The sequence below is a fragment of the Myxococcus sp. CA005 genome (assembly GCF_006518205.1).
Lineage (GTDB): Bacteria > Myxococcota > Myxococcia > Myxococcales > Myxococcaceae > Myxococcus > Myxococcus xanthus.
Window position 1 is genome coordinate 1 of record NZ_SRLV01000094.1, and the last position, 22,339, is coordinate 22,339.

Annotated in this window: 19 protein-coding genes and 2 riboswitches; of the genes, 12 read left to right on the plus strand and 7 right to left on the minus strand. The window is 70.0% G+C overall.

The annotated features are described in order from the left end of the window. Window positions 1–284 precede the first annotated feature (284 nt). The 7 genes from FMQ63_RS30550 to FMQ63_RS30580 all read right to left on the minus strand — a co-directional run bounded on the left by FMQ63_RS30550 (window position 285) and on the right by FMQ63_RS30580 (window position 8,382). Complete coding sequence (locus tag FMQ63_RS30550; RefSeq protein ID WP_011556521.1) at window positions 285–848, minus strand: MarR family winged helix-turn-helix transcriptional regulator; 564 nt, start codon at window positions 846–848, stop codon at window positions 285–287. Between the two features lie 240 nt (window positions 849–1,088). Further along, window positions 1,089–1,628: an ADP-ribosyltransferase domain-containing protein gene (locus FMQ63_RS30555; protein WP_011556520.1), complete on the minus strand. Its 540-nt coding sequence runs from the start codon at window positions 1,626–1,628 to the stop codon at window positions 1,089–1,091. Between the two features lie 260 nt (window positions 1,629–1,888). Then, window positions 1,889–3,592, minus strand: coding sequence for a dipeptidase (locus FMQ63_RS30560; protein WP_011556518.1), 1,704 nt, complete (start codon window positions 3,590–3,592; stop codon window positions 1,889–1,891). 154 nt (window positions 3,593–3,746) lie between these two features. Then, window positions 3,747–4,097, minus strand: coding sequence for a helix-hairpin-helix domain-containing protein (locus tag FMQ63_RS30565; protein WP_011556517.1), 351 nt, complete (start codon window positions 4,095–4,097; stop codon window positions 3,747–3,749). After that, a complete protein-coding gene (locus FMQ63_RS30570; protein ID WP_171410524.1) occupies window positions 4,094–4,345 on the minus strand; it encodes a hypothetical protein in 252 nt (83 codons plus the stop codon). The genes FMQ63_RS30565 and FMQ63_RS30570 overlap by 4 nt, the downstream gene beginning before the upstream one ends. A gap of 238 nt (window positions 4,346–4,583) precedes the next feature. Next, window positions 4,584–7,178 (minus strand): ATP-binding protein, encoded by a 2,595-nt coding sequence (locus FMQ63_RS30575; protein WP_011556515.1) that lies wholly within the window; start codon window positions 7,176–7,178, stop codon window positions 4,584–4,586. A 16-nt stretch (window positions 7,179–7,194) separates the two neighbouring features. After that, complete coding sequence (locus FMQ63_RS30580) at window positions 7,195–8,382, minus strand: FIST signal transduction protein (protein WP_011556514.1); 1,188 nt, start codon at window positions 8,380–8,382, stop codon at window positions 7,195–7,197. A gap of 147 nt (window positions 8,383–8,529) precedes the next feature. Between FMQ63_RS30580 and FMQ63_RS30585 the strand changes: the two genes are divergently transcribed. The 12 genes from FMQ63_RS30585 to FMQ63_RS30640 all read left to right on the plus strand — a co-directional run bounded on the left by FMQ63_RS30585 (window position 8,530) and on the right by FMQ63_RS30640 (window position 22,283). Next, window positions 8,530–9,840 carry a hypothetical protein gene (locus FMQ63_RS30585; protein ID WP_020478187.1) on the plus strand — a complete coding sequence of 437 codons (1,311 nt, stop codon included), beginning with the start codon at window positions 8,530–8,532 and terminating at the stop codon, window positions 9,838–9,840. Window positions 9,841–9,956: 116 nt separating this feature from the next. Continuing rightward, window positions 9,957–10,613 (plus strand): hypothetical protein, encoded by a 657-nt coding sequence (locus FMQ63_RS30590; RefSeq protein WP_225909568.1) that lies wholly within the window; start codon window positions 9,957–9,959, stop codon window positions 10,611–10,613. Between the two features lie 14 nt (window positions 10,614–10,627). Continuing rightward, window positions 10,628–10,909 carry a hypothetical protein gene (locus FMQ63_RS30595; protein WP_020478186.1) on the plus strand — a complete coding sequence of 94 codons (282 nt, stop codon included), beginning with the start codon at window positions 10,628–10,630 and terminating at the stop codon, window positions 10,907–10,909. A 273-nt stretch (window positions 10,910–11,182) separates the two neighbouring features. Further along, entirely contained in the window at window positions 11,183–11,539 is a 357-nt protein-coding gene (locus tag FMQ63_RS30600) for an FHA domain-containing protein (protein ID WP_228556523.1), read from the plus strand. A 6-nt stretch (window positions 11,540–11,545) separates the two neighbouring features. After that, window positions 11,546–11,793, plus strand: a riboswitch (cobalamin riboswitch). Window positions 11,794–11,851: 58 nt separating this feature from the next. Further along, window positions 11,852–13,861, plus strand: a complete 2,010-nt coding sequence (locus FMQ63_RS30605) for a TonB-dependent siderophore receptor (protein WP_011556508.1) — start codon at window positions 11,852–11,854, stop codon at window positions 13,859–13,861. Beyond that, entirely contained in the window at window positions 13,833–15,449 is a 1,617-nt protein-coding gene (locus FMQ63_RS30610; protein WP_011556507.1) for an MXAN_6577-like cysteine-rich protein, read from the plus strand. Before FMQ63_RS30605 ends, FMQ63_RS30610 begins: the two co-directional genes overlap by 29 nt. A gap of 19 nt (window positions 15,450–15,468) precedes the next feature. Then, complete coding sequence (locus FMQ63_RS30615) at window positions 15,469–16,362, plus strand: ABC transporter substrate-binding protein (protein ID WP_225909566.1); 894 nt, start codon at window positions 15,469–15,471, stop codon at window positions 16,360–16,362. Beyond that, window positions 16,359–17,444, plus strand: coding sequence for an iron ABC transporter permease (locus tag FMQ63_RS30620; RefSeq protein WP_011556505.1), 1,086 nt, complete (start codon window positions 16,359–16,361; stop codon window positions 17,442–17,444). The genes FMQ63_RS30615 and FMQ63_RS30620 overlap by 4 nt, the downstream gene beginning before the upstream one ends. 20 nt (window positions 17,445–17,464) lie before the next feature. Beyond that, a riboswitch (cobalamin riboswitch) is annotated at window positions 17,465–17,677 on the plus strand. Between the two features lie 157 nt (window positions 17,678–17,834). Further along, window positions 17,835–19,157 (plus strand): hypothetical protein, encoded by a 1,323-nt coding sequence (locus tag FMQ63_RS30625; RefSeq protein WP_228556525.1) that lies wholly within the window; start codon window positions 17,835–17,837, stop codon window positions 19,155–19,157. Further along, the gene (locus tag FMQ63_RS30630; RefSeq protein WP_011556503.1) at window positions 19,154–19,918 is read left to right on the plus strand and encodes a hypothetical protein; all 765 of its coding nucleotides are present in this window, start codon (window positions 19,154–19,156) and stop codon (window positions 19,916–19,918) included. Before FMQ63_RS30625 ends, FMQ63_RS30630 begins: the two co-directional genes overlap by 4 nt. 32 nt (window positions 19,919–19,950) lie before the next feature. Continuing rightward, on the plus strand, window positions 19,951–20,454 hold the full coding sequence (locus FMQ63_RS30635; RefSeq protein WP_020478184.1) for a ubiquinol-cytochrome c reductase iron-sulfur subunit: 504 nt from the start codon (window positions 19,951–19,953) through the stop codon (window positions 20,452–20,454). A 143-nt stretch (window positions 20,455–20,597) separates the two neighbouring features. Further along, the gene (locus FMQ63_RS30640; RefSeq protein WP_011556501.1) at window positions 20,598–22,283 is read left to right on the plus strand and encodes an FHA domain-containing protein; all 1,686 of its coding nucleotides are present in this window, start codon (window positions 20,598–20,600) and stop codon (window positions 22,281–22,283) included. Window positions 22,284–22,339: the final 56 nt, after the last annotated feature.

Below are 22,339 nucleotides of genomic sequence, written 5' to 3' on the forward strand. Positions count from 1 at the left end.
GAGTTCGTCGGCAGCGTCAGATGTGTATAAGAGACAGGTCCTGTCCGCTCAGTGACGAGGCAACCCCTGGTGGGGCTGCCTATTTCCCGATTTTCTAGCAGCCGGCCTCTTCTTGCGAAGCATAACGATCCAGGAGCCCATTCGAAGGGCTCCAGGTGTCTGGCGCTGGAAGGAGACACAAGGGCGAGGGTCCGGGATGTGACGCGGTCCACCGGGCTCGCCCTTCCTACGAAGCCCACCACACGCATCCCCGGCAGCGACAAGGGAGCGGGCGGGCCGCCGGCTCATCGGACGACTTGCTTGCGGGCGCCCGCCTCGTCGTACTCGACTTCAGGCATGGGAACGCCGCCCAGCTCCCGGGCCAGCGCGGTGAGCACTTCCTGCGTCGCGACGATGTTGGACCGCGAAAGGCGCGACAGCACGCGCTGCACCGACGACTCCACCGTGCCCTCGGAGGGGATATCGAGCGCGCGCCCCTCGTCCGTCAGGGAGAACAGCGCCTTGCGCCCGTCGAGAGGATCGGACTTGCGCTCCAGCAGGCCCCGCTTCTCCAGGCGCTTGAGCACGCCCGTCAGGGTGCTGGGATGGACGTGGAGGATCTGCGCGAGCATGCCCGCGGTGATGTCGGGGAAGCGCCCCACCAGGCGGATGACCAGGCGCTGTGGACCCGTGAGTCCCAGCGTGGACTCCATGCGCTTCGATGTGGACTGGAGCCCGTGGTCCACGGCCCAGAGCAGTCGCATGAATTCGAGCACTTCACCAAGGGGCGGCCCTTTGTAGGTCCGCTCGCCTTCGTGGGGTCCCAGCGGATCTTCTGCCGGTCCCTTCGGGGATTCTTCTGCTGTCACCTGCTGCCTCCGTGTCTCAAGCCAATGGTTTGAGTCGCAGCAGGTCTATCGCGTCGCCGTCCGACCTGCTGCTGAAAAACCGTTGGCTGTTGACCGCTCGCAAGCCAGACGTCAAGCCGGAGGCTTTTCGAAGGCTCAGGCAGGCCCCGGGCGGCGGCATGGGCCCCAGCGGGCCCGGTGGGGAGGGCCGCCGTGGGCCATCCCCCCGCCGTGAAGGCCGGATGCCGGGTGGGCGGGCGCTCAGAGCTCCTCGAGCGTGAGCCGGAGGATGGAGCCCGTGTCGTCCCGGTCCAGGACCTTGAAGGTGGCACCGGGCGGGATGAGCACCTCCTCCTCACCCGGCTTGAGTGAGGCGCCCTGGATGTCGCGGCCCGTCTTGGTCCGGATTTCGAGGATGGCGTCGCCATCGAACTTCGCGTCCGGGTTCTTCGCCGTGCTGGTGAAGGCATCCCGGGTGATGACGGCGTCCTTCGTGTAGGCGTCGTAGTACTGCTTGCTGTCGCCGCGGAACACGGTGCCCTGGAACTTCGGCAGTTCGTTGAGGGCCGCGCGGGTGACGGCAATGCCATCCAGGTTGTTGCGCAGCGCCTGGGACGTGGGGCCGGCGCCATTCTTTGCCAGCGGGAAGAGGACCTGGCCGTTGTACGGCTTGAACTTCTCTTGTGTGTATTTGTAGAGGGAGACCTTGCCCTCGTCGGAGAGCCCGTTGATGTTCGCCACGGTGAAGCCGTCGTCGAACACGCTGGCCAGCTTGACGCGCTCCGCGTCACCCGTCTTCACGTGCGGCCCACCCTGGGGCTGGACGTCTTCGTCGTGTTGTTCGTGATGCGACCCATGGCTCTGTCCCCCTCATCCTGGTGAGTGCCAGGGGGCTGATGTGCGCTGGTTCCCCATTCTCGACGCCGGTGTGGCCGAGGTTGTGGCCGGAGGGGGTAGAGCAGGAATCATCAGCCTGATGACGGATGCCTAGGGCTGACCGCGCACGGGACGCAGCGTCGGCCGTGGAGCGGGGAGAAGGCTCCCCGCTCCAGGATGGGGTGTTACGGCGCGGGAGCCACGGTGGGCTTGGGCGCCGGCTTCTGAGCAGGGGCGGGCGCCGGAGCCGGCGCGGCGGCGGGCTCCGCGGGCTTGGCGGGCATCTGCAGGGCCTTGCCATTCTCCTGGACGATGCGCCGGTACCAGGCCTCCTGGAACTTGGGATGGTTCACCTTGCCCATCTCATCGCGCACGTTGCCGTCGATGTACTTCACGAGCAGCGTCTCACCGAGCTTGCGCCAGCGGGTGTGGACCTTCTCACCCTGCTGGAGCGAGTAGTCGGTGAGGTACTGGCGCGCTTCCTCGGGGCTGCGCTTGAACTGCTCCTGGGCGCGCTTCTCGATGTCGGCCTGGTCCGCGAGGAACTGGCCTTCCAGTGCGCCCTGCTCCTTCTGAACGTCATTCACCATGTCGCTCCAGCGCCCGTAGGCCTGGTTCGACACCCAGTTGAACACCCAGAAGGAGGAGTCCCAGGAGAACTCTCCGCGGCTGGCCACGCCCTGCGCGAAGTTGCGCGGCACCTGCCGGATTCCGGCGTACATGGGCGTGTAGACGGTGGTGAAGGTGTCGTCCACGCCGAACCAGAGCACGCCGCCAATGGGCGCCGGCAGCCAGTCCCGCATCTGCGCGACGAAGGAGAAGCCCGTCTGCTGCGTGGAGATGGCGCGCTCGTGGACGTACTGCTTGCCGTCCAGTTCCCACGTCATTGGCCGCCAGCGGTACGGCGCCGCGTAGGGGCCCGCGCCCACGTCCTTCGTCATGTCCAGCGGCGTGCCCGTGAAGTGGTCCCGCATCAGCGCCATGGTGTCCTGCACGGACAGCTTCTTGTCCGGCTTCACCCACAGCGGCAGCCGCTTCTGGGGCGCCGCGCCGTCCGCGTACTCCGCGCCCAGCTTCATCGACGGCGCCGCGCGCCGGAAGATGCTCCACACGCGCGCCTCGGAGAACCGCTGCCCGCCGAAGTCGATGGGGTTGTACGTCTCCGCGAAGTTGAAGTCCTTGTCCGCGCCCTTGAACCAGCCCTTCGCCCGGGCGAAGGAGATGACGTCCGGCGAGTAGAACGTCGTCTGCTTCTCGTTCTGCGGGAACGTGCCGATGCGCGACTGGTTGGCGTGCGCGGAGAGGTACCCGTCGGGCAGCTTGCGGGCCACCCACACCGCGCCCTTCTCGCCCTTGCCCTTGCCAATCATCTCCAGCAGCCAGGCCTCCTTCGGGTCGGCGATGGAGAACGACTCACCGGTGGAGGCATAGCCGTGCTCGGCGACCAGGGTGGTCATGACCTGGATGGCCTCGCGCGCCGTCTTCGCGCGCTCCAGCGCGATGTACATGAGCGAGCCGTAGTCGATGATGCCCGCGGGCCCCTCCAACTCCTCGCGGCCGCCGAACGTGGACTCGCCGATGGAGAGCTGGTGCTCGTTCATGTTTCCCACCACCGAATACGTCGCGGCGGGCTGGGGGATGCGGCCCAGGAACTTGCCGGTGTCCCACTCGATGATGTCGCGCATGGCGCCCGGCGCGTGGCGGCGCGCGGGCGTGAAGTACAGCTCGCCGTACAGCTCGTGCGCGTCCGCGGCGTAGGTGATGAAGGTGGCTCCATCCGCCGTGGCTCCCTTGGAGACCAGCATGCTGGTGCAGGCGAGCACGGGCGGAGCAACCAGCGCGGCGGTGACAGGCAGCGCGGTGAGCAGGTTCGTCAGGCGTCGGTTCATGGCGGCGGATGGTACCAATCCACTCCAGGATGGCTACCGCTCCCAAGGGGCGCTCCCCTGTTTGCCCCTCATGGGCCCGTCCACGACAGGGCCGCCGCACCAGGCCACGAGAGAAATCCCGGGCAGCGGCCCCCCATTGTCGGAGCTTTCAGTCTCAGTCGTTCGTCGCGCTCACCTCCTTTCTCTCAGGAGGGGCGGGCACCTGTTCGACTCGCAGCGTCGTGGGCCCGCTCAGCGCCAGGTGCGCCTTGAGCTTGAGGAACTTCTTCTTGCCGAAGCCCTTCACGCGCACCAGTTCCTCCACGCGTTTGAAAGGCCGCTTCTGGCGGTGCTCGATGATGCGCTGCGCCGCCTTCTCACCGACGCCCGGCAGCAAATCCAGCTCCGCCGCGCTGGCTTCGTTGAGGTTGACCGTCCCCGTGTGCTGCGTGCGCAGCTTCGCCGCCTCCGCCACCCCGGGCCCGCACAAGAGCAGGCCCACCACCACCGCGCACAGCGCCCTCACGAGTGGCCACCCACCGGCGCCGCGTCCAGCCCCAGCTCGCCCGCGTAGCGGCCGCCGCTCATTCCCGCCGTGTCGCGCTTCTCCGCCGCCTCGCGGACGTGCAGCTTCCCGTCCAGGGGCAGCACGTCCAGCAACACGTTGAGCGAGCCGTCCTTGTTCACGAAGGCGCTCCCCGCCCGCACCCAGATGCTCCCGCCCTTGCCCTCGCGAATGGAGAAGACCGCCAGTCGCTTACCCGCCGTCAGCATCATCCACCTCCACACTCCGCATCGCGCCACCACGGCGCGGCTGCCTCGTCGGCTTGACCGCCTGAGGTCGGGGAGCGCTTGAGCAGCCGGCGTGCCAGCGGTGTTCTCCTCGGGGCGCGCTGCGCACACCGTGCGTGGATGTGAGAACCGTCCAGCGGCGAGGACGGACAGTGACGCGCCAGTGGCTTCTCAGCCGACGAGAACGCGGCGCCAGGCAGGGGAGGGCGCGAGCGCGCACTCATGCATGGTTCGCGTCCAGGTGCATGTCTGCTGGAGCCGGCCGCGGCGCGGCGGGTCCGCTGCGTGGAAGCGCGACCGTGAAGGTGGCGCCGCGTCCCGCCTCGCTCTGGACCCGGACCGCCCCTCCCAGCCTTTCGACGAGCTGACTGACGATGTGGAGGCCCAAGCCCAGCCCTCCGTAGTGGCGCGATGACACCGCCCGCTCGAAGGCCCGGAAGATCAACGCCTGTCGTTCCGTCGGGATGCCGATTCCCTGGTCCCTCACTTCCAGGAGGGCGGTCCTGGCGTCTCCGCCGACCTGGATTTCGATGGGCTTGCCCTCGCCGTACTTGATCGCATTCGAGAGCAGGTTGGTGACAATCTGATCGAGCCGCGACCGGTCCCAGATTCCTGGCATCGGCGTGTCGGCATGAACCTGGAGCGTGGCGCCGGAGAGGGCCAGCTCGGGTGCGAAGCGTGCCGCGATGTCTCGGACCAGCGCGGCGAGGTCCACTTCCTCCAGCTCGAGTTCGAGCCGCCCGGCATGGATGCGCGAGACATCGAGCAGCGTGTTGACGAGCTTCGCCATCCGCATCGCCTGGCGTTCGATGCCTTCGACCGATTGGGTCACGGTCTCCGCCGACGCGGTGCAGAGCGCTCCCGACCGGGCGCGGCGCAGCAGTCCCTGCACGGACAACTGGAGGGAGGTGACCGGGGTCTTCAGCTCATGAGAGGCAACGGAGAGGAATTCATCACGAAGGCCAATGGCCTGCTGGGCTTCCCGATAGAGCCGGGCGTTGTCCACGGCCATGGCCGCGCGGCGGGCCAGCTCCTGCGCGACGGAGAGCTCGGCCAGGCCATAGCGGCTCCCGTCGTCCAGCCGGGCGAGGGTGAGCGCGCCGAGCGTCCGGCCACGCGCGAGCAGCGGCACTGACAGCCAGGACTGGAACTCGAGGACGCCGCACTCGAGAGCAGAGGAGCCGCAACCCTCCAGGCAGAACTCCGGCTCGCCGCGGCGGAGCACCCGCCCAGGGCCATGCGTGGCATTGAGGTCCGGTGGCGCGTGGGCGTCCTTCGCGGGCCACCTGGCCCGCAGTATCTGGGATTGGGCCACCGCGATTCGCTGGGGGGAATGGTCGTTGTCCAGCAGGTCGACCGTACACCAGTCCGCGAACCGCTGGACGGTCAGCGCCGCCACGTTTCGCAGCGCGTCCTCGGGGGCGAGCGAGCCCGCGAGCAGTCCCGAGGCTTCCGCCAGGAACGCGGACCTTCCTTCCTGCTCCTCGGCGCGGGTCCGCGCTTGCTGCTCACGCAGGAAGGTCTGGTCTCGCTCCCGCTCGGCCCGGCGTTGCTCGGTGATGTCGATGCCCGTGCCGATGATGTACTCGACCGCTCCCGACGGGCTGCGGAGGATGTTGCTGGACCATGCGATGAGGCGGCGCTCTCCCGCTCGCGTGAGCCAGCAGCTCTCGTACTCCTCGTGCCCCTGGCCTGCGGAGAGCTGGGCGAAGTCCCGCTCGACCCGCGCCGCTTCTTCCGGGGCCTGGAGCTGCTTCCAGAACCGCGCGCCGCGAAGCTCCTCGAAGGAGTAGCCGGTCATCTCCTGGCATGCACGGTTGAAGCGGACGATTCGGCCCTCCACATCCAGGACGATGAACAGCGCGCGGGCTGTATCCAGGACCGCCGAGCTGAAGTCCCGCTCGTGCTGGAGGTCCCGCTCCGTGCGCCGTCGAGCGGTGACGTCCCGGAAGTAGGCGGCCCGCCCATAGTAGACGCCGTCAGCACTCACCACCGGAGCGTCGTACTGCTCGAATATCCGCCCATCCTTGAGCCGAAGCTCGTCGTGCCCCGACGCGTCGCGGTGCTCAATGAAGAAGGCTGCGCGCGCCATGAACCGGGCAGGCTCCTCCACGAGCTCCGCCGCCGCACGGACCCACGCCCCGTAGGGTGCGGACAGGAGCGCCTCCTCCAGCCCCCACATCTGCACGAGGCGGCGGTTGTGCGTGAGCGTCCTTCCTTCCTGGGTGGAGATGAGGATGCCCTCGTCGGAGGCCTCGCTCAGGGACTCCAGCAGCGTCTTCTTCTGGTGGAGCGCGCGCTCGCTCTCCAGGATGCGGGTGAAGAGCTGCCGGTGCATGAGCGCGGTACGGAGCACGCCGCCGAGGCGCTCCATCATGCCTCGGTAATGTCGCGGGAGCTGCGGCTCGCGGTCGAAGTACAGCAGCAGCGCGCTGGCGCTGTGCGCAGCGTCCGCCCCGATGATGGGAATGGACCAGCGCACGAGCCCTGGCATTTCCAACTCCGGAAAGGGCAGGTTCACCTCGGCGGGCCCTTGCTTCCCTCCGGGCTCGGAGCGGGCGGGAATCGGAAGCTGGCGGGACGCAGCGGAGAGTCCACTTGCGCCCTGAAGGATGACCTGCCCCCGCGCGTTCACCTGGACCCAGAGGGCGACCATGCACCCCAGCCGCTCCGCGACACGGTCCATGAAGGCGTCCGCGGGCTTGCTCGGGTCGAAGAGGTCGAGCGCCGCGACGGTGAGCTCCTGGAGCACGCTCAGCAGCGCGAGTCGCTCCTCGGTGAGCTTCCGGTCCTCGTCCTCGCGGGGGTCCGCCATGTCCGACCTCGTCCCATCACCCTGGAAGGGCGAGCACCACCACCGTCTTGTTGTGGAACTGCGGAACGCCACCTCCCATGGCCCCCACCTCGCCCAGGGTCAGACAGCCCACGAGCGGCGTGGCCTCCCCGAGCGCTCCCTGGACGCGTGAGAGCTCGTCTTGGATTTCCTCGCCCAGGATGGGGTAGCGGGAGAAACAGTCGAACACGACCGCGCCACCCAGCGCGCCAGGGGTTCCTGTCCGAGCCAGGGTGGCCGCCCCTGCGGCCGCGTCCAACAGGTCCGCGCGCGCTCCCTCCATCACCCGGACCAACGAGCCATCAGGTATCTCGGCGACGCAGCGGACCGAGCCGTCGGGTCCGATGGAGATTAGCTCGCGAATCACGAACTCCCCATTGGCCTGGGGAATCCCCAGCGGGTGGGTCATCGCGAAGCGGGCGAAGCCCTGCACGTCCAGCGCGTCTCCGCGGCTCGCGGCCGTGCGCCGGTAGACCTCGAACGCGCTCTCGTAATCGAGCTCGATGGCGGTCGCGCCGTGGGCCTTCGTGACCTGGGTCGGTGGGCCGTATGGATACCAGCCGTGCTGAATCCCGACGCCGATCGGCGCCTGGGCATCAAAGGCAATCACCACCACCCGGTCCCGGTATGCCTGCCCATTCGTGAACTGGGCCGTCATGGCGCTCCGGAGGTCGCCTCCCGCTCCGCCCCCCGCCCAGACGACACCCGCCCCTGCCTCCTGCTGCGCCCCGCGCACGACTTCCGTTGGATTCCCGCTCAGCGCGTCCGGGAAGACGAGCAGCGCACGGCGGCGCCCCGGCCGCATGGGAGGCAGCTTCTCGATGGCACGCGCCACCGCATCACGCCCGGCCGCTCGGGGGTCCTTGCTCACGGGCCCACCCATCCCCGTTCCGACCTGCAAGTCCATCCCGCGGAACAGCGCGACCACCAGCCCCTGGTGCAGCAGCTCGGTTCCCGCGAAAACACCCGCCGCGCAGCATCCGGCCCAGGGGAGGTCCCGGAGCTCCCGCCGGAGCGCCGACGCCAGGTCATCCGCGTCATATTGGTCCGTGCAGAGGACCAATGCGAAGGTGGGCGCGTCCGCGCCTCGCAGCGCCTCCGCGCCCGCCTCCCGGGCGGCGACTTCGCAATCGGGAGAGCAGCTCTTTCCAATCTGCATCCGCATCCCACTGGAATCGATATTCACGCGCGTACTGGCGTGCAGGTGGAGCTGGCTTCGTTTGGCCGAAGCAGGCGCCTTTCGGGCCTGCCTCGGTTGACACCTCCCTCGTGCGCTCGGTTGTATCTCCGTGCTCATCGAGTGAGCGCAGCGTGCGCTCGAAAGGGGGACCTTGTGAGACGCGGAACCATTCTCTTCGTCCTGGCCGTCGTGACTTCCGTGGGGTGTGGCGATGCCGCGGACCCGGACCCGGGCGGGTGTCCCGAGACAGGCACGGGGACGTTGGAGTTGGCCATCGAGGGACTGCCTGCCTCCGCCAACCCTCACGTCATCATCCGCCGGGGCAGTGAGTCCCGGGAGGTGCGCGCGGGCGGCCAGCTGGCGGGGCTCGCGGCGGGCATGTGGACGCTCTCCCCCGAGCCGGTGGCGGGGAGCGGCGGCCGGGTTCGCGCCGCCTATGATGCGCCGGCCCGTCAGGTATGCGTCCTGGATGGCGAAGCGGCTGCGGCGGCCATCCAATACGCGCTCATCCCCAGCAGCCAGCGGCTGTGGCTGTCCACCAGCAACGGTGCGGCAGAGGTGGAGGCCTTCGCCGCCGAGGAACTGGAGGTCACGGGCGCGCCGCAGGCCACCGTCCGGCTCGGTTCGAGCCCGGGCATTCCCCGGGCTTCAGGGCTCGCGTTCGACAGGCGTGGCAACCTCTGGGTGGCGCTGGGGTCGGGGGAGCTGCGGCGCTACCCCGCCGGCGACCTGGGCGCCTCCGGCGTCAAGAGCCCCGACGTCATCATGAGCGGCGGCGTGTTGAGCGCCGGGAGCCCGGGGCCCATCGCCATCGCATTCGATGCCGCTGGCGACCTGTGGACCTCCATCGGGTTCAGCAACACCGTCATCCGGTTTGGCGCGGCCCAGCTTGTCTCCGGCACCGCTCCGGCACCGCAAGTCGTGCTGAGCGGGCTGGGAGACCCCTCCACGCTCGCGTTCGACGCCGTGGGCAACCTCTGGGTGGGAGACGTGACGGCCGGGGCCTCCCGCATCCACAAGGTGGCCGCATCGAGCCTCCAGGCGTCCGGCGCGGTGACGTCCGTCACGAGCATCGAGGTGCTGGAAGCCGCTCCGGGCAGGAGCTTCGCGGGCCCCGCGGGGCTCGCCTTCGATGGGGAGCGAAACCTGTGGGTTTCCTACGGCGCGAGCGGCGTCGTCGTGCGGCTCACGCCCGATGACCAGGGCGGCTCCGGCGCGGTGAGCGTCGTCCCGGGTATCCAGATTGACGCGGGCGGTCCCAAGGAACTCGCCTTCGACGAAGGAGGGGGGCTCTGGATGGCCTACAACTCCGGGAGGATTTCCCGGCTGAGCCCGAGCCAGCTCAGCGTCTCTGGCGCGCCCACGCCCGACGTCGTCATCTCCAGTCCCGACCTCGGGGCCACGCATGGCGTCGCGGTGTATCCCGCCCCCGCGAACCTGCCGCTGTTCCATCGATTGCCGTGACACGGGCCGGTTGGCGTGGGGCGCTGGCCGCTCGACACTTCCAGCGCGCAACGAACCGTTGAATGGCCGGGCGGGGGACTTCCTTCCCCCGTTGCCGGGACAGTAGCGTTGCTCGCATGGCATCGGGCACCGTCTTGCTGCGACTCGGCGTGTTGGGAGGGCTGCTCGCGGGTTCCGCAGCGTTGGCGGCGGACACGGCGGATGTGCCCCGGGCGGAAGCCGCTCCAGTGGGCCCGGAGTCCTCATCCGTGCAGTGGCAGCTCCTGGCGGGCGGCCTCGCCTCGCTCGACGGCTATGCCTCAACGGGTTACCAGGGATGGCTGCTCGGGGCTGGCTGGGAGTTCCCCCGGCTGCGCTTCCGCTTCCAGTTCCTGGCGGGCCTCCCGTCGAGCATGGTGGAGACCCGCACCGAGGTGAAGCTGGAGCAGTACGTCTTCGGCTTCTGGCTGGACACGCCCATGCTCCGCTCGGGTGCGTGGCGTTGGAGCGTGGGCGCGGGGGCGGGCTTCCTCCTCTTCGGCCGGACCGCTTTTGCCCGCGTGGGCGGACTGGACACCGCGGGCCCCCGCTTCGTCCCCGCGCTCCTCACGGGGCCGGATACCTCCCTGCGCTGGCGTTTCTCGAAGTACTTCGCCGTGGAGGGCTCGCTGGCGATGGACATCGTCTTCGGCCGCCCCCTCATCGGCTTCCAGAGCGCGCAGGGGTTCGAACCGCTCCATGAGGGCTGGGCCGTCCGGCCGCGACTGAGCGTCGCGATGATGGTCTTCCCGTGAAAGGTGGCCGCCCGATGAACCGCACTGACTTTGCATCGCACGCGCCTCACGGGACGTTCCGGCACCTGCTCGTCCTGGCACTGCTCGCCTGGAGCGGAGGCTGCGCCGTGGAGGACCCCGTCGCGCGGGTGCGTGTCGCGGACGGTGGGACGGGCACCTTCTCCACCGATGACGACGAGGCCCTGCTCCTCGGTGAGGATGACCTGGAGCTGGCGCTTCCGGATTGCGCGGAGGTCGAGCCGGATGCCGGCTCGGGCGTGGCTTGCGAGGACTCGGGGACGCCGGACGCTCCGTAGTCGCCTGGTGGCAGGCGTGGGTGGACATCCCACGCGGTGGGATTCGACAGTGAATCGCACGTCCCGAGGCTCCAGGAACTGGCGCCGCCGGAGTCTCGTGTCCATGTTGCACGCGTCCATCCGGTGAACAGGAAGGTGCGCGTGTTCCAGCCAGCTCCTCGCGATGCGCGAGCCCATGATGGGAGCTGGCCCGTGTTGCTGTGGGAGCCTGCTGCCACGCGGCCGCGCGGTGGAGCGTCCCGGTCATTGGAGAGGGCATCGACGCCCTGCGCCATGGCGCCCGTGGTGCTGGAGGTGCGCCCGCGGGTCCGCACGGCGGACGCCGAGGTGACGGTGGGCAGCGGCGCCGAGTGCGACATCGTCCTCGCCGAGCCCACGGTGTCCCGCCTGCATGCGCGCCTTCGTCGTGAGCCGCACACCGGGCTGTGGTGCGTGACGGACCTGGAGAGCGAGCGGGGGACGTACCAGGATGGGGTGCTCATCCTGCCGGGCCGGCCCGCGCCGCTGCTGTGCCGCTCCCGGCTCACGCTGGGGAACGTGGAGCTCCTGTTCCTCCAGACGTATGCCTTCGAGCAGTCCGTGCGCGTGTCCTCGCTGACGCCCCCGGTGAGCTTGACCCGCCGGAGGTGACCTCCTACAAAGGGCGCGCCCTTGGGTGCCCATGTCGGGCTTTCAAGAGGGAAGCCGGTGAGAGTCCGGCGCGGTCCCGCCACTGTGAACGGGCAGCCCTGAGGTCAGGGCCGGGGGCTTCGGTTTGTCGCCACTCCATCCGCGGCCGAGCGCCGTTCTGGGGGAAGGCGGAAGTCCTCTTCTGGCATGACGCAGCGTGCGCCAGTCGCCAGAGCCCGTCAGCCAGGAGACCTGCCCAGGGGTGCGGCCGAGCCTTTCGCGGGCCCGGGCGGTTGGCCTTCTCTCTTCGTCGGAGGGAGCGGAAGGCGGAGCATGCGGTGGACCTTCCTCGCTGGGCCTGCCGTGTGCCTGGTGCTCAGCCTTCCATGTCCCGTCAGGGCGCAGCCTTCCGAGGCCGAGCCCGCCCCCGCGCGCACCACGGTGGTTCGCGGCAGGACACCCCCTCCGCCTGAGTCTCCGGAGCGGAGGGACCCGACGGGCGCCATCACCGTCATTGATGCGCGAGAGCGAGCAGGCGAGGCGCGCGACACGGCGGAGCTGCTCGTGGGCTCGGTGGGGCTCGCGGTGCAGGACTCCGGTGGTTACGGACAGAGCAAGAGTCTGGTGGTGCGGGGCGCGTCGTCCAACGGCGTGCTCGTGTTCCTGGATGGCATTCCGCTCAACGGCGCGGGCGGCCTGTCGGACCTGTCACTCATTCCCGCCGCGCTGGTCGAGCGCTTCGAGGTGCTGCGAGGTGGCGCGGGCGCGCGCTATGGCTCCGGCGGCCTGGGCGGCGCCATCAACATCATCACCCGCGCACCGGGGCCGAACCTGCGCACGAGTGGTGAGGTGACCTACGGGAGCTGGAACACGGCGCTGGGCCACGTCGCCGCCACGGGGCCGATGCTGGGCGGGCAGGCGCTGCTGCTGGTGCATGCGGGCCGCTCGGACGGTGACTTCGCCTACGACGTGGACGAACTGCCCGCCGTGGACGGCAATCCCCAGGTCTCCGAACGGCGCGCCCGCAACAACGCGCAGGGCGGTGGCGCGCTCCTGCGCTACCGGCGACGGCTCGTGGGGGGCTCGCGGCTGGATGCGCTCGCGGAGCTGTCCCTGGAGAACCGCGCCATTCCGGGCACCGTGCAGAATCCCCAGTCCACCGGAGACCAGGAGCTGGGGCGGCTGGCGCTGGGCCTTCGCTGGTCGGGCGTGCTCGACGGGTTGGGGCAGGGGAGCGCGCGAGGCTTCTTCCGGCGTGATGGCCTGGAGGTGACGGGGCACATTCCCGGCGCGGGCGGCGCGCAGCGGCACTCGGTGGGCGGCGTGGAGCTGGAGGGCCGCAGGCCGCTGGGAGAGTACCAAGCGCTGACTGTCACGGTGGCGACCTCGGGTGAGACGGTGACGCAGGAGGAGGGCGCACAGGCCTCCTCGTGGTGGCGCGCCAGCGTCATGGCCATGGATGAGGTGCGGCTCTTCGGAGGCACGCTGGACGTGGTGCCTTCGATGCGGCTGGAGCGGGTGGGGCCGTACTGGTTGCTGTCGCCGAAGCTGGGTGCATCCGTCGAGCTGGGGCGCGGCTTCGGGCTGCGCGCCAACGCCGGGCAGTCCCACCGCGCGCCGTCCTTCCTGGAGCTGTACATCCGGCAGGGGACGCTGCTGCCCAACCCCGGGCTGAAGCCCGAGCGCGCCTTGTACGCGGACGCGGCGGTGACGTGGCGCTCCGGTCCGGAAGACTCCGAGGAAGCGGCGCCACGCTGGGGCCTCACGCTGGGCGGCTTCGCGGCGCTGTATGAGAATCTCATCGCCTATGAGCTGTACCCGCCGCTGATGGCGCGTCCGTACAACTTCGACACCGCGCGCGTGTGGGGCTTGGAACTGGAGGGCGAGGCGAGGCCTTTCTCCTGGCTCCTGGCCAGCACGGGCTACACGTACCTGCGCACGGAGAACCGCTATGGGGACCCGCGCTTCTTCGGCAAGGACCTGCCGTACCGTCCCAGACACAAGTGGGTGGGGCGGGTGCGCGCGGGGCCAGATTGGCTCAACGCCCGCGCGGAAGTGCTCTACCAGTCCGCGCAGCTCATCAACCGCACCGGCTCGCTCGATTTGCCATCACGCACGTTGGTGAGCGCGGGCGCGTCCAGCACCTTTCTTCATGGTCCGGACCTCACCCTGTCCGTCGAGCTGAAGAACCTCCTCGACGTCCGGACCTTCGACTTCACGGGCTTCCCGCTGCCGGGTCGCGCCGTCTACGTGACGCTCGCGGTAGCGCTCGAGCCAGGCGCGTCACCGTCATCCTCATCCACTCGGGAGCCCCATGACTCGCCCGCGTCCCCTGTCCCCTGAGCCGTTCCTTCCGACCTTGCTGCTGACGGCCGTGGCGGCGCTGCTGCTCACCGGGTGCCCCGAGGAGGGCGCGGTGTGCACCTCCGGCCTGTCCGTCTGCGGTGACGCCTGCGTGGACCTGCGCGGCGACGTCGCGAACTGCGGCGCCTGTGGCAACGCGTGCGGCGATGGGCAGACGTGTCAGGCCGGCGTCTGTGACTGTCGCCCGGGGACGGAGTCCTGCGGTGGCGCGTGCGTGGCCACGGCGAGCGATGTCGCGAACTGCGGCGCCTGTGGCAACGCGTGCGCCGCCGGGCTCGTGTGTGAATCCGGCGTGTGCCGCGAAGGCTGCTCCGAAGGCAGCTTGCGGTGCGGGGACTCGTGCGTGGACGTTCGCGCGGACGTGCTCAACTGCGGCGCCTGCGGCAACGTGTGTCCGGATGTGCAGACGTGCCACGAGGGACGCTGCGGCTACGACGTGGTGGCGGCCTGCTACACGCACGGGCAGCTCGTGGGCATCCAGGCGGGGACGGACCAGCTCGGGCCGCGGCGTCAGTTCGGCTCGGGCGTGCAGACGCTCGCGTCCTGGGACGGCCATGTGCTGGCCGCGGACGCCACGGCTTCGAAGCTGCTCCAGGCGGCGGGCGGCGCGCTGGGGACGGTGGTGGAGGAGGACTCGCTGGGCGGGGTGGCGGGCTCGCCCAACGACATCCTGGTGGACCCGCCTTATGTCTACGTCGTGGACTCGGTGAACAACACCTTGCAGGTGCTCAAGCGGGAGGGCCCTTCCCAGGGTGCGGGGCTGGGCCTGCGCACCGTGACGCAGGTGAACCTGGGGGCCAACACCAGCCCGCAGGCGCTGGCGAAGTGGGGCACCACGCTGTACGTCCCCTTGTTCGGTACGGGCGGCTCCATGTTCCAGTTCGGCAATGCCGTCGCGCGCGTGGACATCTCCAACCCCGAACAGCCGCGCAAGGTGGACACGATTTCGCTCACCGGGCTGGACCTGAAGCCCTTCGACGGCGGCACGGTGTTGCCGCTGCCTTACTCCGTCGCGGCGACGGAGGCGGGGGTGTACGTCAGCCTCACCAACCTGAATCCCTACAACGGCTACAAGCCCAATGGCCCGGGCATGCTCGCGAAGATCGACCCCGCGAGCGGCCGTGTGAGCGCCATCGACCTGGGCGCGGCGGATTGCCTCAACGCGGGCTACGTGGAGGCCGTGGGTGACCAGCTCGTGGTGGCCTGCCTGGGCGAGGCCGAGTACGACGAGGCCAACGGGCACAGCGCCAGCGCCGTGCGCGCCTCCGGGCTGGTGCTGGTGAAGAACGACGCGCCCGTGGCGGCGTACGCGCTCAAGGCGGGGTGTGAGCCCGGAACGCTGGGCTGCAACCTCTCCGTGGCCAGCCGCTTCGCGGTGGCGGAGGGCGCGGTGTACCTGGCGGACACGAACGCGGGCCGCGTCTTCGTGGTGGCGGTGGAGGACGGGCGGTTGGTGGAGCGCCGCGGCTTCTCTTCGCCCCAGGCCCTGGGGCCCGCGCTGGAGGCGTGTCCCACGGACCCGCGCCGGCCCGTGTCCAATGCCATTGACGTCACCGCCCTGCACTGAGGAAGCGCACGCCATGCCGATGAACACGACTTCCATTTCGCGTCTCTGCTCGGGCATGTCCGTCCTGCTCGCCACGGTGCTGTGCCTGCTCACCGGTACGGTGAGCGCGGCGGAGACGTCGAGCCTGAGGACGCTGGGGCCGCCAGCGCCTTCCAAGGTGCGGCGCGTGGTGACGCTGGCGCCCTCGCTGTCGGAGATGGTGCTGTCCCTGGGCGCGGGGAGCACGCTGGTGGGGGTGTCCCGCTTCGACGAGGCGAAGGAGGTGGCGAAGCTGCCGCGCGTGGGCGGCTTCACGGACCCTTCCGTGGAGGCGGTGATTGCGCTCAAGCCAGACCTGCTCCTGGTGCAGCCCGGGCCGGGCAACCAGCGTCCGGTGGAGAAGATGGCCGAGCTGGGCGTGCCCGTGCTGCTGCTGCCGCTGCACTCCGTGGCGGACGTGCTCGCGGCCATGCGCGCGGTGGGGAAGGCGCTCGGACGGGAGAAGGAGGCGGAGGCGGTGGTGGTGGGCATCGAGGCCACGCGCACGCGCATCCGGGAGGCGGCGAAGAAGCTGCCCGCGCCGCGGGTGCTGTTCGTCTATGGCTTCGAGCCGCTCGTGGTGGCGGGGCCTGGCTCTTTCGCGGACGAGCTGCTCCGGGACGCGGGCGGCATCAACGTGGCGGCGGACGCGAGCTCCGCGTACCCGGTGTACTCGGTGGAGCGCGTGGTGCGTGCCCGGGCCACCGTGGTGGTGGATGCCGCGGACGTGGACGTGGGCAAGGACAAGTTGCGGGCACTGCCCGGCCTGTCCAACGCGCGCTGGGTGGACCTGCCCTCCATGTCGCTGCTGCAGCCGGGACCTTCGCTGGGGCGGGGACTGGAGGAACTCTTCCGTTTGCTGCATCCGAAGGGAACGGGTAAGGCCGCGCCGTGAGCGAGCCGGCGACATCCCAGCGTGCACATGGCGGAGCGGGAGGCTTTCGCGCCTCGCGCGCGGTGATGTTGTTCGGGGGCTTCCTCGTGTTGGCGGTGGGCTGCCTGGCCGTGGCGGTGCGCTTCGGTGAGCAGTCCATCTCCCTCACCGCCGCGCTGACGGAGCCCACGTCCACGGACGCCGTCATCTTCTGGTCGCTGCGGCTGCCGCGCGCGCTGCTGGGGGCCATCGTGGGCGCGGGGCTGGCGGCCTCGGGCGCCACGCTCCAGGGGCTCTTGCGCAATCCGTTGGCGGACCCGTTCGTGCTCGGCGTGTCTGGCGGGGCGGCGATGGGGGCGACGCTGGCGCTCGCGGTGGGGCTCGCCACCGTGGGCGAAGTGGCACCGGGCCTGGGCGGCGCCATGGCGCGTCTGTCCGCGCCGGCGCTCTTCTCCTTCCTGGGCGCGGGGGCCGCCATCCTCTTCGTCCTCTCCGCCAGCCGGGGCTCCGCGTCGCGCGCGCCCTACGCCGCGCTGCTCACCGGCGTGGTGTTCAACGCGTTCGCCTCCGCGGCCATCACCCTGGTGAAGACGCTGTCCGCCCCTGACCGGCTGGGGGAAATCCTCTACTGGCTCGCCGGAGCGCTGGGGTACGAGCGCGGCGGCACGCTGCTGCTCTCCGCGCTGCTTCAGGCCGGCGCGATTGGCGTCATGTGGGTGCTCTCCGCACGGTTGAACCTGTTGTCGCTGGGGGACGATGACGCGGCGTCCCTGGGGGTTCCGGTGGCGGCGACGCGCCGCTGGTTGCTGCTGGCCGCCAGCGCGAGCGTCGCGGGCGCGGTGGCGCTCACGGGGTTGATTGGCTTCGTGGGCCTCATCGTGCCGCACCTGCTGCGGCTGGCCTTCGGGCCGGACCAGCGGCTGCTGGTGCCACTGTCGGCGCTGGGAGGCGCGGCCTTCCTCGTCCTGTCGGATTTGCTGGCGCGGCTGGCCTTCCCCTTGTTCGGGGCCGAACCTCCCGTGGGCGTCGTCACCGCGCTGCTGGGAGGCCCGCTGTTCCTCGCGCTGCTGCGGCGGCGGGTGCGTCTGGGGACCAGTCATTGACAATGGCTTGCACCCGCCATATCCCCGCTCGCGTCCTCGGTGTCGCCGTGGAGCCACGGTGACTCAAGGGAACCCGGTGTGAATCCGGGACTGCCCCGCAGCGGTGAGCAGGAACGAACGCCGTCACGTGAAGCACTGGCCCGAAGCGGGCTGGGAAGCGACGGCAAGTAGGTGGGTGCTCCGTGCACCCGCGCCTGCGAGTCCGAAAACCTGCCGAAGACCCGTGCCCTTGGCACGGACATCACCGAGGCCTCCGAGGGGAGGCGGCGGGGGCGGTGCTGTCCGGCGCGAAAGGTCCGCCGGGGCTTTGCCTTCGGCCGTGTCCTCCTGGAAGCCCATTCGCCCGTGGGGGCGGAAGAGGGAGCGAGGACACCGATGAAGTACGCCGATGTGAAACGCGCAGGAGCCCGCACGAAGTCCCTGATGTTCGCCACGGCCAGCTTGGTGCTGGCGGTTGCCACCACGGGCTGTGGCTCCGAATGCGTGGATGTCTACGACTGCCGCAACGAGAACGGCCCTGCTCCCGCGGGCCAGGAGTGGACGTGCGCCTCGGAGAAGTGTGAGACGCGGCCCATCCAGCAACTCCCCGGGGAAGACGCGGGCACCGACCCGGAGACCGATGCTGGCACCCATCCGGAGCCGGACGCGGGCACGGAGCCGGACGCGGGCACGGAGCCGGATGCAGGTACGGAGCCGGACGCAGGCACGGAGTACACGTGTGAGACGGCGCCGTACGACCCGGTGCTCGGCACGCTTCAGCTCCAGGCGGGCTTCGAGACCGCGAACTCCGCGCCCATGCCGGACGACGTGCTGGCGGTGGCCGTCACGCCGGGCCCCACGTATGCGGTCTATGCAGTGCAAGGGGGGACGAGCGCGGACGTCTATTCGCTGGGAATCTGGCCGGACCTGACGCCTTCCTCGTCGCCGCTGTTCAACGTCCTGGCGCCCGAGGACCGAGGGGCCACGTCGGGCATCTACCCCAACCGCTTCCTCGTGCATGGCGCCGAGCGGCTGCTGGCCGGCTACACGAAGTCGGGTGGCGCGGGCACGGTCTCGCTCTATGACATCGTCACCCCTGACAACTCGAGCTACGTCAACTCGCCGGGCAACATGAGCGCCGCCGCGTTCACGTCGGGCACGACGTCCGCCTTCCTCATCAACAGCATGGGGCTGTCCGCCATCGACGGCTTCGGAATCTATGCGCTGGTGACCTCCGCGGAGCCCGTGGCCTCCGTGAAGGTGGCCGACTTCCCGCAGACCGCCGGCGGAAATGGCTTCAGCGCCGTGGCGACCAACGGCGTCTCCGTGCTCGGTTTCGTCGTTCCGCCGGACTACGCCAACGTGGCCTACGCGGTGGCGCCCTCCGTCGTGAGCGCGGCGCTCTCCTCCAACACGCCGTTCGCATTGGATGCGCAGCCCCAGATTGACGTGGGCAGCGACTTCAACGCGGCCTCCGCTTTCGGTGACGGCGTCGTCGTCAAGCGGGGTGCCTATGATGACACCTGGCAGTTCATCACCACCGACGTGTCCCGCTACAGCCTGTCCGCGGACGCGACCCCGGGTGAGGTCGTCATTGGCGAGCGCACGCCGGTGCTGACGCTCGTGGACCAGTGCACCTCCGTGACGCAGCTGACCCACCTGGGCTCGGACCTGCTGGTGGGCATCGAGGACGTGAACGGCGAGCGGCTGGTCCGCATCCGGGTCGTCCAGTGAGCCATCGCGGCCTCCATCGCTTCGCCTGGGGCACGGCGCTCGCCGTGCTCCTGGGCACCGCCGCATGCGGTGACGATTCCTCCGGCGTCGGCGAAGACGCGGGAACGGACCCGGTGCGGGACGACGCGGGACAGCCGGATGGCTCCACATCGCTGGAGCCCGATGCCGGACTTCCGCCCGAGGACCCCTACGCGGACGAAGTCGTCCTCTTCCTGCCCGGCGACTTCGCGGGCTTCGGGCAGGACCGCTTCCCGGACGTCGTGCTCGGGCCTCCGTCGGGGCTGGGGCCGGACAACGGTTCGCTGGACGTGCTCTCGCTGGGCCGGGGCGGCATAATCGAGCTGCGTTTCACCGACATCGCCGTGGTGGACGGGCCGGGCGTGGACCTGCTCGTGTTCGAGAACACCTTCCGCGTCGCGGGCGGAGCGGCCACGTACTCCGAGCGGGGCATCGTCTCCGTCAGCGACGACGGCGTCACCTGGTACCCATTCCCGTGTGCCACCACCGACGCCGCGGGCGGCTACCCGGGATGCGCGGGTGTCGCCACCGTCCAGGCCAATCCGGCCAACGGTGTCAGCGCCACGGACCCCGCCGTGGCGGGCGGTGACGGGTTCGACCTGGCGACGGTGGGCCTCAAGCGAGCGCAGTACGTGCGCATCGTCGACGCAGGCAACAACCGCTACGGCGGCACCTCCGGGGGGTTCGACCTGGACGCCGTCGCGGTGGTGAACGGCGTGTCGCTTCGGAGCGGCACCCCGTGAAGCGGCTCCCGCCACGGCCATGTCCCCTGTCCATGACGGGGGAGGTGGACCGCCGCGCCGCGCTCGGCACGCTGCTCAAGGGCACCTGTGCCCTGGCGGCGGTCGGGGCGGGGTGTGGTGACGGGTGGCGGGAAGCCGTGGTGCTCGACCCTCCCGATGCGGGAGGGCCGGGCCCGTCTTGTGCGCCGCCGGTGCCGTCGGGCCCACCCGGCGAGGGCTGGGTGGAGGTCCCCCTGGTGGAGCATCCCGCGCTGGAGGTCCCCGGCGGCGCCGCGGAGGTCCGCATTCCCCAGGCGCTGCTGGACGTGGTGGTGGTCCACACCTCACCTGGCTGTTACGCGGCGCTCTGGCGCATCTGCACGCACGGTGATTGCGCCGTGGACTGGGTGCCGGCCGACGGCGTCATGGAATGCCCCTGTCATGGCTCCCGCTTCACCCAGGAGGGGCAGGTGCTGAATGGCCCGGCGACTCGACCGCTCGCGGCCTTCCCCGTGGTGAGACAGGGCGCGTCCCTGTTCATCCACAGGCCCCGCTGAGCGAACGTTCGGGCCATTCGTACCACTGGTGAAATGACGCGGTGCGGAGAGGCGTGTTCTGGCGCCGGGTTACGGGATACCCGCACTGAGTCAGTGTCTCCTTCTCTCAACAGGCGGGAGAGTCGTGTAATGTCGGGCATTCGATGTGGCAGATCATCATCAACGGGCCCGGCTACTTCGACACGTCGTACGATCTGCCTGAGGGCGTGACGAGCCTCGGCCGCGCGGACGAGAACGATATCGTCCTGGGCGGCGATCTCGTCTCACGCCGGCATGCGCGGCTGTTCGTCGACGGTGACGTGCTGCGAATCGAAGATTTGGGCAGTCGCAACGGCAGCCGCATCAACGGCGCGCCCTTGCAGGGTTCTCGGCAACTCGTCGCCGGAGACTCGGTGGCGCTGGGCGAGAACGTCCTCTCCGTGCGCCAGCCCAACACCGTGGAGAACGCGGCCACGGAGATGGTGGACCTGGGCGCGGGCGGCGTCGTGCGCTTCGGCCACGGCCAGGACGTGGGCCCCTCCGTCCTGATGGCGAAGAACGTGCGCGACGCGGACGTGCTGCGGCTCCTGGACAATGTGGGTCCGGTCTCCTTCGACGACAGCTTCTCCGCGTCCGCGCCGCTGCCCGCCGCGAGCCCGCGCGTGGGGCAGGAGACGCTGGTGCTGTTGTTCCGCACCGCGGAGGCGCTCTCGTCGGCCGCCACGCTGTCTTCGTTCCTGGACACCACCATGGACCGGCTGCTGGAGGTCACTGACGCGACCACGGCGGTGGTGCTGCTCAAGCACGCCACGGGCGCCATGGTGCCCGCCGCCGTGCGCCACCGCGGCCGGCTGGCCAAGGGCGAGGTGCCCGTCTCGGATGCCATCGTGGAGGAGGCCCTGCGTCAGGGCCGCGCGCTCGCCGTGGGCGACGTGCGCGATGACCGCCGCTTCGCGGGCCGGGAGAGCGTCATCCTCTACGGCGTGGACCGGGTGCTGTGCATCCCCATCGGCACCGAGCCGCCCTACGCGGGGGTGCTCTACGTCAACCTGTCGGCCAAGGGTGACGCCAGCGTGGAGTCGATGCTGGATACCTGCACCGCGGTGGCGCATCTGGTGGCCACCGGCGTGCAGAAGTTCTCCCCGCGCGAGGGCAGTCCCGCGGCGGACAGGCTGCGGCGCGACCTGGAGCGCTTCCACCCGCCGGACGTGGCCGAGCGCCGCGCCGCCGAGGCCCAGAAGCAGGGCGGCAAGCTGCCCGGCCTGGAGGAGCGCAGCCTCACCATCCTGCACGCGGAGCTCGTGGGCTTCTCCGTGTTGTGCATGCGCATCGGCGCCGCTCGGGCCACGCAGATGCTCAACGACTTTCACGCGCGGATGAGCGGCATCGTCTTCAGCTTCGAGGCCACCGTGGAGGGCTTCCGGGGCGAATCCCTGCGCGCCCTCTTCGGCGTTCCCTACGCGAAGGGCGAGGACTCGATTCGGGCCGTCCGGGCCGCCCTGGCGCTGCGCTCCGAGTGGGAGCGGTCCATGGCGCGCCGGCCCCTGGACGAGCGCTGCGAGCTGCGAATCGCCCTGCACAGCACCCGGGCCCTGGTGGGGATGATCGGCACCGAGGTGCGCCCGGACTACACCGTGGTGGGGGATGGCGTCGGGATTGCGGGGTGGCTCGCCGGTACCGCCAGCCCGGGCCAGGTGCTCATTACCGGCAAGGTCCTGGCCACCGTGGGGGCACGCTTCGACGTCCAGCCGCTGGGCGAGCGCCTCATCCGCCCCCCGAAGGACAAGGTAGCGGCCTTCGAGGTGCTGGAAGAGGATGTAGGCCAGTTGACCAATCCCGGCTTCCGTTGAGGGGGCCGCGTCCGGTTGACGGGTTGCTGGGATGTACCGGGAAAGGGTTCAATACG

Excerpts from the sequence above, each read along its gene's own strand:
- FMQ63_RS30560 (WP_011556518.1), bottom strand. The coding sequence starts at position 3,592 with ATGAACCGACGCCTGACGAACCTGCTCACCGCGCTGCCTGTCACCGCC.
- FMQ63_RS30570 (WP_171410524.1), bottom strand. The coding sequence starts at position 4,345 with ATGCTGACGGCGGGTAAGCGACTGGCGGTCTTCTCCATTCGCGAGGGC.
- FMQ63_RS30575 (WP_011556515.1), bottom strand. The coding sequence starts at position 7,178 with ATGGCGGACCCCCGCGAGGACGAGGACCGGAAGCTCACCGAGGAGCGA.
- FMQ63_RS30590 (WP_225909568.1), top strand. The coding sequence starts at position 9,957 with ATGGCATCGGGCACCGTCTTGCTGCGACTCGGCGTGTTGGGAGGGCTG.
- FMQ63_RS30595 (WP_020478186.1), top strand. The coding sequence starts at position 10,628 with ATGAACCGCACTGACTTTGCATCGCACGCGCCTCACGGGACGTTCCGG.
- FMQ63_RS30600 (WP_228556523.1), top strand. The coding sequence starts at position 11,183 with ATGGCGCCCGTGGTGCTGGAGGTGCGCCCGCGGGTCCGCACGGCGGAC.
- FMQ63_RS30605 (WP_011556508.1), top strand. The coding sequence starts at position 11,852 with ATGCGGTGGACCTTCCTCGCTGGGCCTGCCGTGTGCCTGGTGCTCAGC.
- FMQ63_RS30610 (WP_011556507.1), top strand. The coding sequence starts at position 13,833 with ATGACTCGCCCGCGTCCCCTGTCCCCTGAGCCGTTCCTTCCGACCTTG.
- FMQ63_RS30615 (WP_225909566.1), top strand. The coding sequence starts at position 15,469 with ATGAACACGACTTCCATTTCGCGTCTCTGCTCGGGCATGTCCGTCCTG.
- FMQ63_RS30635 (WP_020478184.1), top strand. The coding sequence starts at position 19,951 with ATGACGGGGGAGGTGGACCGCCGCGCCGCGCTCGGCACGCTGCTCAAG.
- FMQ63_RS30640 (WP_011556501.1), top strand. The coding sequence starts at position 20,598 with ATGTGGCAGATCATCATCAACGGGCCCGGCTACTTCGACACGTCGTAC.